The 16446-nt window shown below is 47.9% G+C and carries 11 protein-coding genes and 2 tRNA genes; 11 read left to right on the top strand and 2 right to left on the bottom strand.

The window, feature by feature from the left end; genetic code table 11:
• Window positions 1–329 precede the first annotated feature (329 nt).
• From H5T88_01525 to H5T88_01515, 3 genes are all read left to right on the top strand, one after another.
• Window positions 330–1172, top strand: coding sequence for a DUF1559 domain-containing protein (locus H5T88_01525; GenBank protein MBC7329018.1), 843 nt, complete (start codon window positions 330–332; stop codon window positions 1170–1172).
• Between the two features lie 28 nt (window positions 1173–1200).
• Window positions 1201–1440, top strand: coding sequence for a hypothetical protein (locus tag H5T88_01520; protein MBC7329017.1), 240 nt, complete (start codon window positions 1201–1203; stop codon window positions 1438–1440).
• Window positions 1441–1658: 218 nt separating this feature from the next.
• Window positions 1659–3149, top strand: coding sequence for a DUF4139 domain-containing protein (locus H5T88_01515; protein ID MBC7329016.1), 1491 nt, complete (start codon window positions 1659–1661; stop codon window positions 3147–3149).
• A gap of 8 nt (window positions 3150–3157) precedes the next feature.
• Here the strand turns inward: H5T88_01515 and H5T88_01510 are convergent, their stop codons facing one another.
• Entirely contained in the window at window positions 3158–4753 is a 1596-nt protein-coding gene (locus H5T88_01510) for a DUF4038 domain-containing protein (protein MBC7329015.1), read from the bottom strand.
• 204 nt (window positions 4754–4957) lie between these two features.
• On the opposite strand from H5T88_01510, the gene H5T88_01505 reads away from it, so the two are divergent.
• From H5T88_01505 to H5T88_01490, 4 genes are all read left to right on the top strand, one after another.
• A complete protein-coding gene (locus tag H5T88_01505; GenBank protein ID MBC7329014.1) occupies window positions 4958–6079 on the top strand; it encodes a radical SAM protein in 1122 nt (373 codons plus the stop codon).
• Window positions 6080–6199: 120 nt separating this feature from the next.
• Window positions 6200–6277, top strand: a tRNA-Arg gene (locus H5T88_01500).
• Window positions 6278–6285: 8 nt separating this feature from the next.
• Window positions 6286–6362, top strand: a tRNA-Lys gene (locus H5T88_01495).
• Between the two features lie 11 nt (window positions 6363–6373).
• On the top strand, window positions 6374–9070 hold the full coding sequence (locus H5T88_01490; GenBank protein ID MBC7329013.1) for a calcium-transporting P-type ATPase, PMR1-type: 2697 nt from the start codon (window positions 6374–6376) through the stop codon (window positions 9068–9070).
• A 100-nt stretch (window positions 9071–9170) separates the two neighbouring features.
• Here the strand turns inward: H5T88_01490 and H5T88_01485 are convergent, their stop codons facing one another.
• On the bottom strand, window positions 9171–10295 hold the full coding sequence (locus tag H5T88_01485) for a hypothetical protein (GenBank protein ID MBC7329012.1): 1125 nt from the start codon (window positions 10293–10295) through the stop codon (window positions 9171–9173).
• 131 nt (window positions 10296–10426) lie between these two features.
• Here H5T88_01485 and H5T88_01480 point away from each other — a divergent pair, with 131 nt between their 5' ends.
• Genes H5T88_01480 through H5T88_01465 form a run of 4 tightly spaced genes read left to right on the top strand, consistent with a single transcriptional unit; the run spans window position 10427 to window position 16446 of the window.
• Window positions 10427–11176, top strand: a complete 750-nt coding sequence (locus tag H5T88_01480) for a type II secretion system protein (GenBank protein MBC7329011.1) — start codon at window positions 10427–10429, stop codon at window positions 11174–11176.
• Window positions 11173–12687 carry a type II secretion system protein gene (locus H5T88_01475; protein ID MBC7329010.1) on the top strand — a complete coding sequence of 505 codons (1515 nt, stop codon included), beginning with the start codon at window positions 11173–11175 and terminating at the stop codon, window positions 12685–12687. Before H5T88_01480 ends, H5T88_01475 begins: the two co-directional genes overlap by 4 nt.
• A gap of 4 nt (window positions 12688–12691) precedes the next feature.
• Window positions 12692–14218: a prepilin-type N-terminal cleavage/methylation domain-containing protein gene (locus H5T88_01470; GenBank protein MBC7329009.1), complete on the top strand. Its 1527-nt coding sequence runs from the start codon at window positions 12692–12694 to the stop codon at window positions 14216–14218.
• Between the two features lie 2 nt (window positions 14219–14220).
• Window positions 14221–16446 (top strand): hypothetical protein, encoded by a 2226-nt coding sequence (locus H5T88_01465; GenBank protein ID MBC7329008.1) that lies wholly within the window; start codon window positions 14221–14223, stop codon window positions 16444–16446.

Genomic DNA, 16446 nt, shown 5'->3' with positions numbered 1-16446 from the left:
TGACTGAATTGGCTTTATTGTATTAAACTATAAAAAGAATAAAATAGCGGGTGCCCCAAAATGCTTATGCACCTTCTGAGTCCTCTAATTAAATTGCTTTTTCTGAAAGAGGAAAAATTATTCCTCTCTTCTACTAAAATCTTCCTGTTTTTCCACAAGGACTTAAGGGAGCTCCAAGCCACACAAAGGTTTGGAGCTCCTTCTTTTATGAATAAAGACGAGAAGAGGTGGTGCCAAGCAAGTGTTTAGAAAGGAGGGAGAAGCGAGCCCCTCTTCTCCCTCGCCGGAAAACCCGGAAAACAAAGATAGGGGCAAAATTAAACCATAAAATGGAGGTGCTTAAAAGTATGTCAAAGAGGGGAAGAGGTTTTACCTTGATTGAATTGTTAGTGGTCATAGCTATCATAGCCATTCTGGCTGCGATTCTCTTCCCCGTTTTCTCAAGAGCAAGGGAAGCGGCAAGAAAGGCAGCTTGTGTATCCAATCTAAAGCAGATAGGAACCGCTATGCAGATGTATGCCCAAGACTGGGACGAGAAATGGGTGCCGATGTCCATTCAAACTTGGTACCAAGGCCAGCAAGCTAGGGACTGGTGGATGTGGCTAATACACCCTTATGTGAAGAACCTGGCGATCTTCAAATGCCCAAGCAATCCCGCTGCCTGGCGAGGAACAGCTGTATTTGGTGACCCAAACTCCGGTGAGGGACCTTTCGCTATGTGCGCCAATCTCGGCGACTCCTATCATCGGTTCTGGGGTGGTTATGGAATGAACTGGACGGCTTTCTCCTCTCAGAACGCCGGAGGAACGAGGGGCTGCTTTGGACCAGGCGATAGAGGAGAGCTCGGAATGGGCACATCCCTTGCCGCTATAACCGCCCCCGCTGAGACAATCGCCGTCATGGACAGCAACTGTGTTGTCGTGGGAAGACTACCCTGCTGGCCTAACCCCGCCTCAACGGAGCCGACTGTTGGACAATGCTTTGACCCCGAGGATTCCGGTGTGGGCTGGTGCGGTTGCGTATATCCCGCTGGAAACCAGTCCCTCAAGGGGTTTAGGCGCCATAGCGACGGAGGCGTAGTCTTATTCGTTGACGGTCATGTGAAGTGGCTTAGGACAACATATAACTACAAACCTGGCGACCCCTTCTATCTGTGGAGAACATATAAGTGAAATTTTTTAAAGAAAGGAGGTAAAGTTAATGGCCGCGAAAAAACAGGTGAGCCCAGCGGTCACGGTGATAGTTATCATCGTGGTGCTGGCTATTATATTCTTCGTCTACTGGAGAACCACCCACAAGCCCGCCCCCAAGGTCCCTCCCCCTGGGCAGATGATGCAAAAGTATATGGGGAATATGCCTGGAGGGGCAAAGGGGATGCCTGGCGGAATGATGAAGGGTCCAGCGGGACCCCAAACGCCGGCTCAACCAGCGGGACAATAGACGCAGCTAGGCTCCAAAACAAGCGGTAAATAGCGTTCAAAAAGCTCGAATTCAAGGGGAGGGAAGAATCGTATTCTTCCCTCCCCAGGAAGAATTTTGTTTTTAAATTCCCTTGTAGGGAGAGGAGGTTTTTTGGAAATTGCCCAAAAGGGCAAGGTATCTTTCTTGAGGGAAACTTTTCTCCTTTTCAACTCGTCTAACTTCTGAGGTGATATTGAATGAAGAGGTTTTTCCCTTTTTTGTTCCTTGGCTTAATTTCATTAGCCCAGATTGGTGTTATGAAGACGAAACTGACTTCCTTAATCATCTACAGCAACGGTTTCGCTTACGCTGTTCGGGAGGGCGAAGGGCAGCTGGAAAACGGCTATATATCCATTGACTATCTCCCTCAAGCGAGCGCGGGCTCCCTCTGGATTTACCTTAAACAGAAAAACGCCTACCCCGATACAATTATCAATCCCCAGGAAAACACAATTGATTTCAAGGACACATCCCAGCTTCTCGCTTCATTGAAGGGGAAAATAGGGGAAAGATTGAAGATTGAAACTACCGAGGGGGTGGTCTCCGAGGGGAAATTAAGCCATATCCTACCCGACCTGATACTACTTGAAGGAGAGAAGGGGCAGATATTCGCTATTAAACCCGATAAGGTGAAGAAAGTCATTTTGGTCGGCTATCCTCTAAAGCTAAAGGTGGGCGGAATAGAGGAAAATGAAAAGGTTGGCATTGCCTTAAGCTATCTTCAATCAGGTCTCGCCTGGGAGCCAAACTACTTAATTTATATAACTAACGAGAAGGAGGCTATGCTCTCCCTACGAGCCACGGTTGTTAACAACACGGAGGATTGGGAGAACATCACCTGCTATTTCGCTGTTGGTATGCCCAATTTCCCATGGAGAGGTATGATAGACCCCCTTATAACACGAAGCTTGATGGTTTTCACTGATGGTGGGATGAGGGCAATGCAGATGCCCGCTGGGGTTAAGGCAGAGGAAAAAGCGGCTGGATACGGAGGATATGGCGCTGCGCCACCGCCCATCTCCCTTGAAGGTGAGGAACTGTCCACTCTTTATTTATATAAGAAGGAGGGTTTCTCATTAAAGAAAGGGGAGGCGGGGGCGGTTACCATCTTCTACACATCTATCCCCTATAAGCATATCTTCAGCTGGGATGCGGATGCAGGGCGAATATCCCGCATCCTATCTTTCACTAATAAGAGCGGGGTTCCTCTCGTTCCGGGAAGCATTTTGGTAGTTGAACAGGGCAATCCCTTAGGGCAGGACCGCCTAACACTCATTCCCGCAGGTGGGGAGGGAAGGATCAATCTCGGCTTGGCTGGCGAGTTGGAAGGGAAGGTGGAGGAAACGGAGTTGGGCAGAGAGATAATTAAGGACCAGAAACAGGAAATGACCTATGTTAAAAGGGAGATAAGAGGTAAATTGGAGCTTAAGAATTTCTCCAAAAAGGAAGCGGAAGTTGAAGTGAGCAGGACGGTTGTCGGAGAGGTTCTTTCCACCACGCCTCAAGCGAAGGTGACGCTTATTTCCTCGGATGCCCTCAACCCCACAAACAAGCTCTTCTGGACGGTTAAAGTGCCAGCGGAGGGCAAGATAGAGCTCGTGTATAAATATCTTTCCGTCCAAGCGACTAAGGGTCTTCCTCCCGTAGTCCCGCTTGGTCCCGGAATAGGTTTTGAAAAAGAAGAATAAAGGTTTCTCTATTTCACTCTCTCTAAAACCAATACCCAATCCTGGAAGATTGGAGTGGGACCAGGAACACGCCATTCTCCATTTTCGTCGCCTTTAGCTTCCCCTATTGCCAGCTCCTCTCCATTCGTGGGATTGAAGAGGAAAGCGCGATATTTTCTATCCTTTTCCAATTTCTTCACCTTTATCCCCCACACCCCGCTCGGCAAGAAGATTATCCTCACTTCACCTTCAATTCCACCGGCATAAGCTGCGTTCCAATTTTCTGCCGTTCCCGCTGGTTCAACCCAATCCTGGTGAGGCTCAAATCTCCACCATTCGTATCTCATAAGAAAAGATTTAGCCAATCCCAGTTGATAAGAGCCCGGAAGCTGATAAGCGACTTCCCAAGGCGTGTTTCCCCAATTCATCCCATGAGGAGAGGGACCGAAGGGCTTCTCTTTCGTGTTCACTTGCCATATCCCATTTGCCCCATAAGTATGTCCACAGGCGCCCGAGAGGAACGAAACCCAGAACATAAATCTCTGCACTTCTTGCCGGCAAGCTTCACCAATTCCCTCATAACATACCTCACCATTTATCAAGGGAAGTTTCGGGCTTGAATTATAGGATGTGGTTAAGAGACGGATAGTATTCGGAATGCTCCATCTATCACTATGTCCCGTTTGAAGCATATCAATATCCAGAAGTGAAGGGTCTTCCAATTGATTGCGAGCGGAATCGGTTGGATGGATTGTTATAGGATGATGGTAAGGGTCTATCTCCCTTAAATAGCGAGCTAATTCTGTCCAGCCCTTTTTCTGAAATTCGCTTTCCTTCTGCGGTTCCGTTGAGAGATAATAGGGCATTATCCCCTCTCCCGCCAAACACCAAACCACGGGATAGGCGCCATAGCGGGCAACGAGATTTCGCCAGTGGTTCTTCATTTTCTCAATCCCAAGCCAGGGGAGATAATAGCCCCAGCAACCAACAATGCAGGGAACTAGTCCCTTCTTAACAAGATAATTGATGCGGAGGTCAGCCATATCAAAATAGTGGGGATTGATACGGCTGAACCCTTGCTCCCAGGGGAAACCCGCTTCGTTAGCCCCTCTCTCATCAAAGGCGGGCATATCGGGATATAGTCCGGCGACTATTTGGATGACGGTAAACCCTTTTTTAACTCTGTCCGCAACTAAAAGGGAGAAATCGGAGGGAAAGCTAAGCCTCTTGCAGAGCCCCATCCACCAGGTGTCAGCGAGCCAGAAGAAGGGGGTCCCATCAAGATGTTGGAGGAATTTATTGTTAGGGCTTCTTTGCAGACGCCCATGCTTGAGGAGAGGGTTTTCGCCATCATAAGGGAGAATTTCAAGGGAGCCTTGTCGATTATGTAAATCCGTATTGGTTTGGTCGGAGCAAATTGAACGCCACTTATGAGGACCGAGTTTGGGTGAGGAATAGCGAACTTTCCAGCAATTTTCTCCCGCCCAGAAGGCAGGAACTTTTTGCTCTTCTCCATCTGGGTCGGTGAATACGACATCCAGTTCAACATCATTGAAGGGGTCAGGATAGGAATGGGCTGACTCAAAAGTAATCTCAATTGGGCAATTTTGCCTCCCAAATAACATAGCAATCGCCTCCTTATGGTTTTATTATAAACCCTGTAGGGTTTAGTAGAAATGATTTTTTAATTGCTTGCGAGGAACGAAACGATTCTTATGAGATTGCCACTACTGCCTTCTCTGGGTCCTTAATGCGGAGGGAATTAACACCTCGCCTCGTTTCAATCGGGCTCTTTAATTGAAGCGAGAATCAAAGTAAAATATTTTATAATGAAGAGAAATAAGTCATTTAGAACTTCCATCTGCCCTGTTTGTGGAAAGGAGAAAATCTTCTCTGAGGCTATAGGAGCTTGTCGTGATTGCCTTCTCTCATATCCCGAACTCCGAAACCAAATTTTAAAGAGACATAACGATATTCGCTCCCTTTTCAAAATCCCACCTTTTCCTCGGAAAGAAGGCAATATCGCTTGCGGATTGTGTGCGAATAAATGTTATTTAAAGGAAGGAGAAATGGGAGTTTGCGGAGCGAGAATAGCAAGAGATGAAAAGGTCGTTCCTTTGGCTGGCGATGAAGCAATCGTTGAGTGGTATAAGGACCCTCTTCCCACAAATTGCGTTGCGGATTGGGTTTGTCCCGGATGTAGTGGAAGCGGCTATCCTCGCTATTCTTATTCGCCGAAGGCGGAGATTGGCTACTACAATCTCGCTGTATTCTTCGGCGCCTGTAGTTTCAATTGTCTTTTCTGCCAAAATTGGCATTATAGAACACTTGATAGAAAGAGACGCGCTGAGGAACTCGTTGAGGATGTAAAGGAAAGGGTATCCTGCATTTGCTTCTTCGGTGGTGACCCCACACCCCAGCTTGAATTCGCGATAAAATCCTCGGAATTAGCGTTGAGGGAAAGGAAGGGGAAAATCTTGAGAATCTGTTGGGAGACGAACGGGAGTATGTCAAAAGAAAAGCTGGAGGAGATGGCAGAGCTATCACTAATGAGCGGAGGATGTATAAAGATAGATATAAAGGCTTGGACAGATGAAGTCTATTTCGCCCTAACCGGCACACAGGCGAGGGATAGGGTATTTGAGAATTTCGCCTTTCTTGCAAGATATATCAAGAGGCGTCCCGACCCTCCCTTCCTCGTTGCCAGCACTCTTCTCGTTCCGGGATATGTGGATGAGGAGGAGGTTGAGGGCATAGCGAGATTTATCGCTTCATTGGATAGAAACATACCCTTCGCCCTTCTCGCTTTCTATCCCTGTTTTCAGATGAGGGACCTTCCCACAACTTCCCGCCAGCACGCTGAGAGATGTTTGGAAAAAGCAAGGGCAACGGGCTTGACTAATGTCCGAGTAGGTAATATCCATATTTTATCTCCATTGGATTATAAATAATTCCCGACCGAGTTGGTAGTCAATCAATATGGGAAGTCTTACAAGGAGCTAAAATGTCAGGGAATTATACAACTTTGGTTGACTATTAGAGGAAGGAAAGTTATAATAAGTTTAGCGGAAGCGCCCATAGCTCAACCAGGATAGAGCGGCTGCCTTCTAAGCAGCGGGTTGCGGGTTCGAATCCTGCTGGGCGCGCCATTCGGTTCGGGCCGATAGCTCAGTCCGGTAGAGCAGGGGACTCTTAATCCCTTGGTCGCGGGTTCGAATCCTGCTCGGCCCACCACCTAATCCCAAATGCAAAAAGAGATTTATCAACTCTCAAAAGAGGAAGTCCTCAATCTATTGCAAACTGACGAAGAGGCGGGGCTAACGGAGGGGGAAGCGCAAAGAAGACTCCTCCTTTATGGTCCAAATGAGCTAAAGGAGGAGAGACATCGCCATCCCCTTTTGATTTTCCTCCGCCAATTCGCCGACCTGCTCATTATAGTCCTCCTCGCCGCCGCTGTAATCTCCCTCGCGACAGGTGAAATAACCGATTTCACCGTCATAATGGCTGTCCTCATCCTCAACGCCCTGATGGGCTTCATCCAAGAGTATAGGGCGGAGAAAGCCGTCCAAGCCTTAAAGAGAATGGCTACTCCCTTTGCGAGGGTGCTCAGGGATGGACAAATAAAGGAAATCCCTTCAACACAAATCGTCCCCGGCGACATCATCCTCCTTGAAACAGGAATGATAGTTCCCGCAGATGCTAGATTGATAGAAGCAATCAATCTCCAAGTTGACGAATCCTCCCTCTCAGGTGAATCCCTGCCAGTTGAGAAAAACGCCGAGCCGATTCCAGATGAAAGTGTTCCCCTAACCGAACGCTCCAACCTAGTTTTCAGCGGAACGATAATCACATCGGGGCATGGGAAGGCGGTGGTTTTCAATACAGGAATGCAGACCGAAATGGGGAAGATAACCAAGCTTATCCAAGAGAGCGAGGAGAGGAAAACACCCCTTCAGGAGAAAATGGAGCAAGTGGGGAAATGGCTCGCTATCGGAGCTCTCTCTATCTGTGCCCTCATCCTCATCTTGGGCGTCTTGGAGGGAAAACCACCTCGCCTTATGTTTCTCACCGCTGTTAGCCTCGCAGTTGCCGCTATTCCAGAGGGATTGCCTATAGTTATAACAATCTCCCTTGCCCTGGGCGCGAGGAGGATGGCGAGGAGAAATGCACTTGTGAGAAAATTGAGCGCTGTAGAAACCCTCGGTTGCGTCACCCACATCTGCTCGGATAAAACTGGCACTCTTACCCAAAACAAAATGTTCCTTGAGATCATCCATATTAATGATAAGATAGTTAAGGTGACCGGAACCGGATATGCCCCTGAAGGAAAGTTTCTTCTAAATGGCGAGGAAATCTCCCCTTCTTCCGATGAGCATCTACAGCTTCTTTTGAAGGCAATCGCTCTCTGCAACGATGCCCATTTAGTGAAGAATAAAGATGGGTGGCGGGTGATAGGCGACCCAACTGAGGGAGCGTTGCTTTCCGCTTCTGGGAAGGGAGGGTTTTTGAAGGAGGATTTGGAGAAACAGCTTCCCAGAATAGGGGAAATCTCCTTTGATTCACGGCGTAAAAGGATGAGCACAATCCATAAGACACCCGAGGGCTATATAGTTTTCGTCAAGGGAGCTTTGGAAGGGATACTCTCCATTTCTAACAGGATTTATGAGCAGGGAAAGATTGTTGAGCTTAACGAGGAGAAAAGGCAGGAGATACTGAAGTTAAGCGAGGAATTCGCAAGTAAGGGAATAAGGATTTTGGGCGTTGCCTACAAGGAGATAAAAGAAGGCGAGCTTCCCTCATTTAGCGCTGAGGAGATAGAGAAAGAGCTGATATATTTGGGCTTTGTGGGGATAGTTGACCCAGCTCGTCCCGAGGCACCCGAGGCGATAAGGATTTGCAGAGAAGCGGGTATAGAGCCGATAATGATAACGGGAGACCAGCCAGCAACCGCTTCGGCAATAGCTAAGGGGATAGGCTTGCAACAAAACGGCTCCGATGTGTTAACCGGCAGAGATTTGGAGAAGATGAGCGATGAGGAACTGAAGGAACGGCTCCTCTCAACGAAGGTCTTCGCGAGAGTTTCCCCCGAGGAGAAGCTGAGGATAGTGAGGCTTTTGAAGGAAGATGGCTATATAACCGCAACAACTGGCGACGGCGTGAACGATGCTCCTGCTTTAAAGGAGGCTGATATAGGGGTGGCGATGGGGATAACGGGAACAGATGTTGCAAAGGAAACAGCGGATATGATTTTATTGGACGATAACTTCGCAACAATAGTGTCCGCTGTAAAGGAAGGAAGGATGATTTATGATAACATAAGGAAGTTCATTCGCTATATCTTAACCACCAATTTCGGAGAAGTCCTCACCCTCTTTTTCTCCATTATATTGAATTTCCCACTTCCCGTTTTGCCAATCCAAATCCTTTGGATAAACCTCCTAACTGATGGCTTGCCGGCGATAGCATTGGGGGTTGAGCCGCCCGAGCCCGAGGTGATGAAGCGCCCGCCAAGAGACCCGAAGGAGAGCATCTTCTCCGGTGGAATGGCACGCCATATATTCCTTGGTGGATTGTGGATGAGCGTCTGCACGCTTCTTCTATTCCATTATTTCTCAAGGGAAAGCCTTGAGCTTGCGAGAACGATTGCCTTCACCACACTCGCATTTTTCCAGATGGCAAATGTCTTGGCTATAAGGTCGGAAAAACATTCCGTTTTCACAATCGGCTTTTTCTCCAATCCTTCATTGATACTCGCTGTTTTATCAACAGTGATTTTACAACTCAGCGTAATTTATATTCCCATATTGCAGAAATTCTTCAAAACCCTTCCACTTGATTTAAATCAACTTCTCCTATGCGTAGTTGTTTCCTCCACTATTTTCTTCTTGATAGAGCTTGATAAGTTAATAGGAAGGATTAGGGAGAAGAGAAGGCAAGTTTAGAAGACAGATATAAGCTTTTTAATGCGAAAAGCGAAGCCTTTTGGCACAGAGAGGAGCAAAGGGACGAAGCCATCTCTGTCATTGCGACCTATTAGTTTTTCTAAATCGCTCCCTTCTCGGCTATCCTTCTCTTCAGCTCAAGATAATAGAGAAAATTCTCCAAGGGAACCTCTGGAGGAACAGTGTGGTCAACCGTCGGTACATAGCCTCCGCTTTCTAAAATGGGCAACACCTTCCTCCTCAGCTCTTCTTCTATAGCCCTTTTATCCTTTGCCAATTCCCTCTTATCAATTCCTCCCATAAAGGCTAAATCCTTCCCATATTCCTTCCTCAATTTCACTGGGTCCATACCAGCAGCTGACTCCAAAGGCCAATGACAATTTATCCCCGCCTCTATCAAAAGGGGAATCAGGGGCTCAGTGTTCCCATCGCTGTCCAACTCGATCACTTTAACACCATGTTTCCTCAGATATTCGGATATTGCTTTATGTCGGGGAAGGAAGAACTCCTTGTAAATCCTTGGGGAAATCAGGGGTCCGTTTTTGAAGGCGAAGTCTTCGTTGAAGGTGAAGGCATCTATCTCCAATTCGGTCAACGCCTTCTCCGTTGTTTGGATGAAGAACTCAACCATCCAATCAAGAATTTCGTGGATTAGATTGGGCTGGTCATAAAAGGCATAGGAAAGATTTTCCGTTCCCATCATCTGGCGCAAATTCCAATAAAGCCCAGCGAATCCGCAATTCTCGGTGAGATATAGGGGATAGTCCCTATTTTGCCATTTCCTCTTCAATTCCTCCCAATTCCTTGGGTAGCGGTTGGGGTCCTTGGGGTTGAAACGCTTTTTGAATTCCAGGAAATCTTCCCTCTTTTTCACGAAGAAATCCATATAGGTATCCATACAGAGGCGAGTTCCTCTAACCGTTCCCTCCTTCAAAGCTCTATGCTTCTGTCCCCATCTATCAATGAAGATTATATATCTTTCATCTTCTTCAATGATTTGGTCGAAGCCGGGGATAGGACCCATATCCAAAGGAATGAAGTCCCTTTTATCAAGCATAGCGAACTTGGGCTCACCCCTGAACCAATCACCAGCCAATTCCTCCTCCTTCAAGCCCTCTTGAAGCCATCTCTCATAGGTCTGTCCCCAGATGCCCAGCTCAAAATAAGGATAGCGGTCGACTGGTTGGAAGGCTATAGTCCTCAAAAATCTTTCTCTTGCGTTCATAAGAACACCTCCTATAAAATTTTTAAAGAGAATGTAAAGTTAGGCAATGTAAAATAAAAAAGAAGTAGCAAGATATTGCGTTTGGGAACATTTTGAGGGATAATTATGTCAAAATATATGGAGGAACGAAGATGAAAAAGAGAGGGTTTACTCTCGTTGAGATGCTTGTTGTGCTGGGCATAATCGCCTTGCTCAGCGCCATTCTTCTGCCCGTTTTTAAAGGGCTTAGGGAATCCGTGTATAAACAACAATGCGTGGCGAATCTGCAAAAGATTTACCATGCCTTGAGGATGTTTTATCTTGATACTGGCACATATCCCGAGGCTAAAATTACTCTGCAGAGTGGTCAGGTTGTTGATTTGGGACTCTTGGCTTTACACAGCGACGAGTTGGTGAATTTGGTTGCTTACGGTTATTCTGGATTACCCTTAAACGACCCAGATGAGGCGAGAAGGATTATCTCGCGAAAGGGAAGATATCCAATCTTTGCAAGCGAGTTTCACTGCCCGGCGAATATCCAGCACGATAAACCCATCGTTGAGAACAACGGGGCTTATTACCTTGACCCCTATTATTTTGATTATGTCTCAATTGACCCTCTTTTGGGCGTTTCCACTTATATGAGAGTGCGGACGCAAGATTCCAATGACACTAACTTCAACAAACAGCTCTACGCAAAGGAGCCTTTGAATTCCACGGTCATAACTTGGTGTTATTCTCATAGGGATTTGGATGACAACGGATTGCCTCGCCCGGGAAGCAAGGATATCGTTCTCTTCTTGGATGGTCATACCGAGGTGAGGGAGACGAGCGAGCTGATGATAGTTGACCAGTCAACGGGGCTATATGCCCCCTGGCTCATTGAACCGAGGAGGAGATGATGAGAAGAAAGGGCGTTACCTTACTTGAGATGCTCGTTGCCATAGCGGTTTTTGTTGTGGGGATGGTCTATGTCCTGCGAGTCTTCCCCGGAGGTATGAAGGGGATAAGATACGGAGAGCAAGTCACTTTGGCTTCCTCCTTAGCTAAAACCCAACTTTCCTCCTTGATAGCCAATCCGGGAGACCTGCCTGACGCTATAGCGGCTACCAACCCCCAGGTTCCCGGCGAAATTCTCCTTACAGCCAATCCCGACGACGCCGACCCAGACCTTTTCCGCCTCATCTACGGTGAGCCTTTCTCCATTCCTGCTCCAACGGGTGGAGAGGCAGGCTGGGCTTCTTATTACCTCCTTCGCTTCGCTCCCGCTGACCCCAACTGGGGAATCGTTGTCTATTCCACCCCCTTGGAAAGGGCGGAGGGAGACCCAAGCCTCCCCGACGACATAGCATACCTTCAAGCTAATCAATATCTTATAGATTACGACACAGGCTTGATCGCCTTCGCCCCTCAGCCCTTTGACCGCTGGTTTAAAGTTGATTACACATATAGGGATGCTCAGGGAAAGGCTCACGATGTAGTAGATGAAATCCTTTATGTGCCCGCTAATTCTCCCTACGCTACTGACCATCCCCAGGGATGCCTCCTTGGACATCCCGTTGATTGGTTCAGCGAGACGGTGGCGATTACATTGTTGAACATCGGAGCGAATAACTTCAGCGATAACCCCTATGAGTTCAAGATTTTGGATTTTTACAGGGGATTGGTTGCACTCAATCCCCTCTCTCGCAGGTTCATTAGGAGTGCAAGGGTGGACTATCAAGTCATGGATTGGCGAATATTGAGGGAAACGAGGCAGTTGCCCTTCACACTTCCCGCGGATACACGCCTCACTTTCGCCAACCTCCACGAATTAGACCCAACCTACCCGGGTATTCTTATCCTTGATGCGACAACTGGTGAGGTTATATTTGATGAGAGAGCGAATCCTCCTTGCAATCCTCCTGATAGAGTTGTGGTTGGCAAGGATGGCGTTCTAACTTTCAATTATCCCAACGATGCGGGCAAGAGGGTGAAGATATTCTATCGTCCAAGCAAGGATTTTCCTCTCTCCATCCAAAAAGCCGCAACAAATTATAGATTGGCACCCAATCTCTCTATAAGTTGGCGGGAATATCAATTGACCCTAAACCCACAAACAGGACGATGGTGCTTATATTTCACTCCCTGCGAGAAGGGGAAGACAGTCCTTGTGGATTACTGGTTTGGCGACCCCAATAATCCCCAAAAGGTGGTCGGTGAGTGGGGAACGATAACGAGGGTTCCCGAAACTGGGGCGGGGATAGATGACCAAGACCCTGCCTACGATTACATAGTGGAATTGAAGGGACAACCGGTTTTGAGCGTTATAAAGGTTGTGGGGGCATCTTTGAAGGTGCGGGTGGCTTGGAAGACGCCGGCGGAGCGCTGGCGAAAGCTAGATTTGGATACGGTCCTTACATCGGGGAGGTGAGAAGATGAGGAAGAAGGGCTTTACCTTGATAGAGCTTCTAACCGCGATTGCCATCTTCGTCGTGCTCTTGGGCATTCTCTTCATTCCCGTATCATCTTCTTTGAGGTCAATAAGAGAGGCAAATATGTACGTTGCCCTGCAGGATGCGGCGAAGGATTTAGCAGAGAGATTTAAAAAGGAAGTTCCCACGGCTATCAATGCCTTTGACCCTTCCTCCCCCATAGTTATTGGCATAGACCCACAGGGGAACTACATCTGGGCACCGTATGCGAAGCTTGACCTTGTTTTACCAATGAAAGAACTTTATTGCGAAATTTGTGGAAGCGTTACCCCTTATCCAACTTTTGAGCCGTCTCCTCCTTATACCTGTCCCAATTGCGGGAACAGCGACCAATCAACTCTCCATCTCCGCCTCCATCGTCCCCTCACTTCGAAATCAACGATTACTCGCTTCTTCATCGGATTGAGAGAGCCGGGGGTATGGGATGATAATCTAAAGGATTATACAGCTGTCAGACCGTATGAGAATGTGGAGCTTCGGATTGGCTCAGCCTACAATCTCTTCACTCTCTACAAGGTAGAATTCAATCCCAATGACCCGAGGTTCGCTAATTGGAGAAACCAGGACTTCTTTTATGATTTAAACACTGCCCCCGACGGGAAGACATATATGTATCATTGGAAGAAAAACGCCGTTTCCCTTACTCCACCCGACTTGGATGTGGTTGATGTCTGGCAGGATGCGAACGGCGTTTATCATTTCACTCCCCTCCTATCCTTCCTCCCTCGCTTCGTTCAAGAAGTCCTCTCCGCTCCCTCAGGCTCCTATACTTATATCGCCAGCCTCGGACTTTGGGCGGGAATACAAAACGACAACACGCAATTATTGAAGCAGATTTATCCCAATCCCTATTCAGATTGGCCTCATGTAGTTGTTATGCATTGGGATGGAGGAAGCGGAACCTGGATATACGATTACGATTCCTGGATAACTGACCCATCCAATCCCGCCTCTCCTTGGGCTGATGTCCTGCAGAGATATCTCACCTGGGATTCCCGCAGAGGAATGGTGAACTTCGCTTTCTGGGCGCAGAGGACCATACCAGCGGATGGAATAAGCTATACCTATTCCATCCCCGCTCCCTCTGACCCCGTCTCCAATCAACCCATTCCCAATGCTTATCTCCTCCTTCGTTCCGAGGTCGTGAAAGTAAATGGGGTGACCTGCAAGAGGGTGGATGTAAATCCGCAAACTTATGTTGATGTTTCAGGGAATAGGCTTTATGAGTATACAATTGATTATGATAAAGCAATAATCACTTTCAATCCTCAAAACCCTCCTCTTCAAGGGGATGTGATAGAGGTAACTTATTATTGGACGACTCTGCAGAGGGGAGATTTGGTGTGGGTTCATTATCCCTCTTGTCAGGAGATAATGGTGGCGATAGGAAGCGAGAAGGCTTTCACTCCTGAAAGGAAGTATCCTTTCTGGATTGTCCATACAATCAAGGTGGAGAATGTGAGGCGATAGCGATGAGGAAAGGACAAGCTTTGATAATAGCTATTGGCGTTCTCTTCATTCTGACGATGTTCGCTGCCGTCTATATAGGCATCATTAACAGGCTCTTCATGAGAACGAGGTATGAGGAAAGCACGGCGAAGGCTTATGCCCTCGCCCAAGCTGGAATAGAATATGCTAATAAGATGCTCACCCAAAGCGAGGAAGGCTCTTGGTGGCGTCCTCGCTCCGCCCCTCCCTATCCCTTTGACCCGAACGACCCGCGATACCTAATTTATCAGCAATACGACCCCGACTTTGATTATCTCAAACTGGGCGGTCCCGATGGGAAGGGGGCTTTCGTTCGCTTCAATATGGGAGACGGACGATTTCTCCTTAGGGTAACCTATAAATATCGGTCAGATGACCCTCTTTCCTCCTTCATAAAGATAGAGAGTATAGGGAGACCGGGGAATGCGGAGGGGATAAGATGGGAGGACCCTAATTTCGACCCAACCTCTATAGACCCAGCCGTCTATACCCCTTATAAGAGGGTTTTAATTGCCTATAAGCCAATATATATAACCGATTACGCTCGCTTCGTGACGAATAGGAGCAGGAGGGAAGAGTATATCCGCTTGGGGGCTCCGAATTGGCGAATGTATATAGAGGGAGGTGTGAGGATAAATGGAAACCTCCGCTGGGTAGGGGATGATGACACAAACATTGTTGATGTCTATATAGCTTTGCTTCAGCAGAAATGGGATGGCTTTGTGCATCAGCTTGAGAGGGTGGAGATAGCTGGGGAGATAATCCATCAAGAAAGCCCTGCTGAAATTCCCGCGCAGGTTCAATTGCAGATAGGAACGCAACCTCCCCAGTTCGTCCTTCCAAGCAATGACCCCAACTTCTCCACTCTTGGTGGTTTTTATCGGGATGGAATATTTGATAGGCCGGATGTGAATGGGTTGCCGAGAGCTATCACCTATGCGGAGGCACCTTCAATAGATAGGCAGAGATATGTGTCTCTCACGAGGGATGGGGGTGGAATATATATAAACAACTTCTCTGATATCCAATACAGGCATAACATTGAGAACCTTCGTTTGGATTGGCTGAGGAGGCAGAGCCCTTCCTCTTGGGCGGGAAGCGTCTATGTGCCGCCGGGAGTGGAGATATTCCTTGAGCCCCGCCCTTATCAGGATAATCAAGCGAATCCCATAACGACCTGCATAACCGTTGTTCGCCACGATAGGGCTTTCCCAGATGGCACTTATACGAGAATATACTGGTTAAGGGATTATAGGCCGGTGATATTTGCGGAGGGGAATATAAGGATAAAAGGAAGGCTTGCCCCCAACGAGGCATTGACTGTTGTCTCAAATGGAACGATTTACATTGAGGGGATGTTGGGCACGCCTTGGGATGAGAGAGCTAATGATGGAAGCGCTATAGCGCTTCTCGCAGCGGACGCAATTTGCGTGAATACAAGCCAGATTCCCGCTGGTCTTCCCTCCTTGACGACGACCGCTGCTGTGGAATCTGATAACCTCAATGGTCAACCACCCTTCCACTGGCATCTTCATCACGGAGAATACTTCCTCACTTCCTTCTATTCGGGAATTTATACATCCTATAATCCACCAACAACGACTGGTTTTTCACCCGATTCAATCTATCTTCGCATCACCACCGCTACCGGGGGCATACCGGGCTATTGCTTCGTAGATGTCTGGGTTTACAATACTCAGATGAGGAATTGGCAATTCGCAGGCACATTTAGCCCTCGCACCGTCGCACCCAATTATGAGATTGTAAGCCTTAACAACCTTTATTGGACTGCTCCTCCCAATCTCCCCACAGCAATCGGGGGAATCTGGCTTCAGCTCAATCCCTTATCTACTTATGATGCTTGGATAGGCGGCAATTGGGTAGAGCCCCTTACACTCAATATCTCCGCCCTCCTCTATGCCCAAAATGGTCCCTTCTTCGTCATACCGCCTCCCGGGGAATGGAAGCTTGAGACAGGAACCCCACTCAATTGGACTATTTTGATAAACGGAGCGATAGCGGAGAACTGGCCAGCGGGGACTTACGATGTAACCGAGTGGACGAGCAAAATGAATCCGGGCATAGTTACAATCCGCTGGGACCCCGCCCTTGTTATGAATTCGCCACGCCCAGGGGAGGAAAATCTTCCCAATCTCCCCCACCTCCCCGTCAGTCCCTCTTATTTCTACGCAGGCGAGGTCCCAAGGTGA

This window comes from bacterium (assembly GCA_014360495.1).
GTDB lineage: Bacteria > Armatimonadota > JACIXR01 > JACIXR01 > JACIXR01 > JACIXR01.
Note: the sequence above shows the minus strand (reverse complement) of the source record. Positions and strands in the feature narration are given on the sequence as shown.

What these genes read in the sequence shown, in the direction of transcription:
- H5T88_01485 (MBC7329012.1), bottom strand. Translation starts at nt 10,295, where the DNA reads ATGAACGCAAGAGAAAGATTTTTGAGGACTATAGCCTTCCAACCAGTC.
- H5T88_01470 (MBC7329009.1), top strand. Translation starts at nt 12,692, where the DNA reads ATGAGGAAGAAGGGCTTTACCTTGATAGAGCTTCTAACCGCGATTGCC.
- H5T88_01475 (MBC7329010.1), top strand. Translation starts at nt 11,173, where the DNA reads ATGATGAGAAGAAAGGGCGTTACCTTACTTGAGATGCTCGTTGCCATA.
- H5T88_01515 (MBC7329016.1), top strand. Translation starts at nt 1,659, where the DNA reads ATGAAGAGGTTTTTCCCTTTTTTGTTCCTTGGCTTAATTTCATTAGCC.
- H5T88_01520 (MBC7329017.1), top strand. Translation starts at nt 1,201, where the DNA reads ATGGCCGCGAAAAAACAGGTGAGCCCAGCGGTCACGGTGATAGTTATC.
- H5T88_01490 (MBC7329013.1), top strand. Translation starts at nt 6,374, where the DNA reads ATGCAAAAAGAGATTTATCAACTCTCAAAAGAGGAAGTCCTCAATCTA.
- H5T88_01525 (MBC7329018.1), top strand. Translation starts at nt 330, where the DNA reads ATGGAGGTGCTTAAAAGTATGTCAAAGAGGGGAAGAGGTTTTACCTTG.
- H5T88_01505 (MBC7329014.1), top strand. Translation starts at nt 4,958, where the DNA reads ATGAAGAGAAATAAGTCATTTAGAACTTCCATCTGCCCTGTTTGTGGA.
- H5T88_01510 (MBC7329015.1), bottom strand. Translation starts at nt 4,753, where the DNA reads ATGTTATTTGGGAGGCAAAATTGCCCAATTGAGATTACTTTTGAGTCA.
- H5T88_01465 (MBC7329008.1), top strand. Translation starts at nt 14,221, where the DNA reads ATGAGGAAAGGACAAGCTTTGATAATAGCTATTGGCGTTCTCTTCATT.
- H5T88_01480 (MBC7329011.1), top strand. Translation starts at nt 10,427, where the DNA reads ATGAAAAAGAGAGGGTTTACTCTCGTTGAGATGCTTGTTGTGCTGGGC.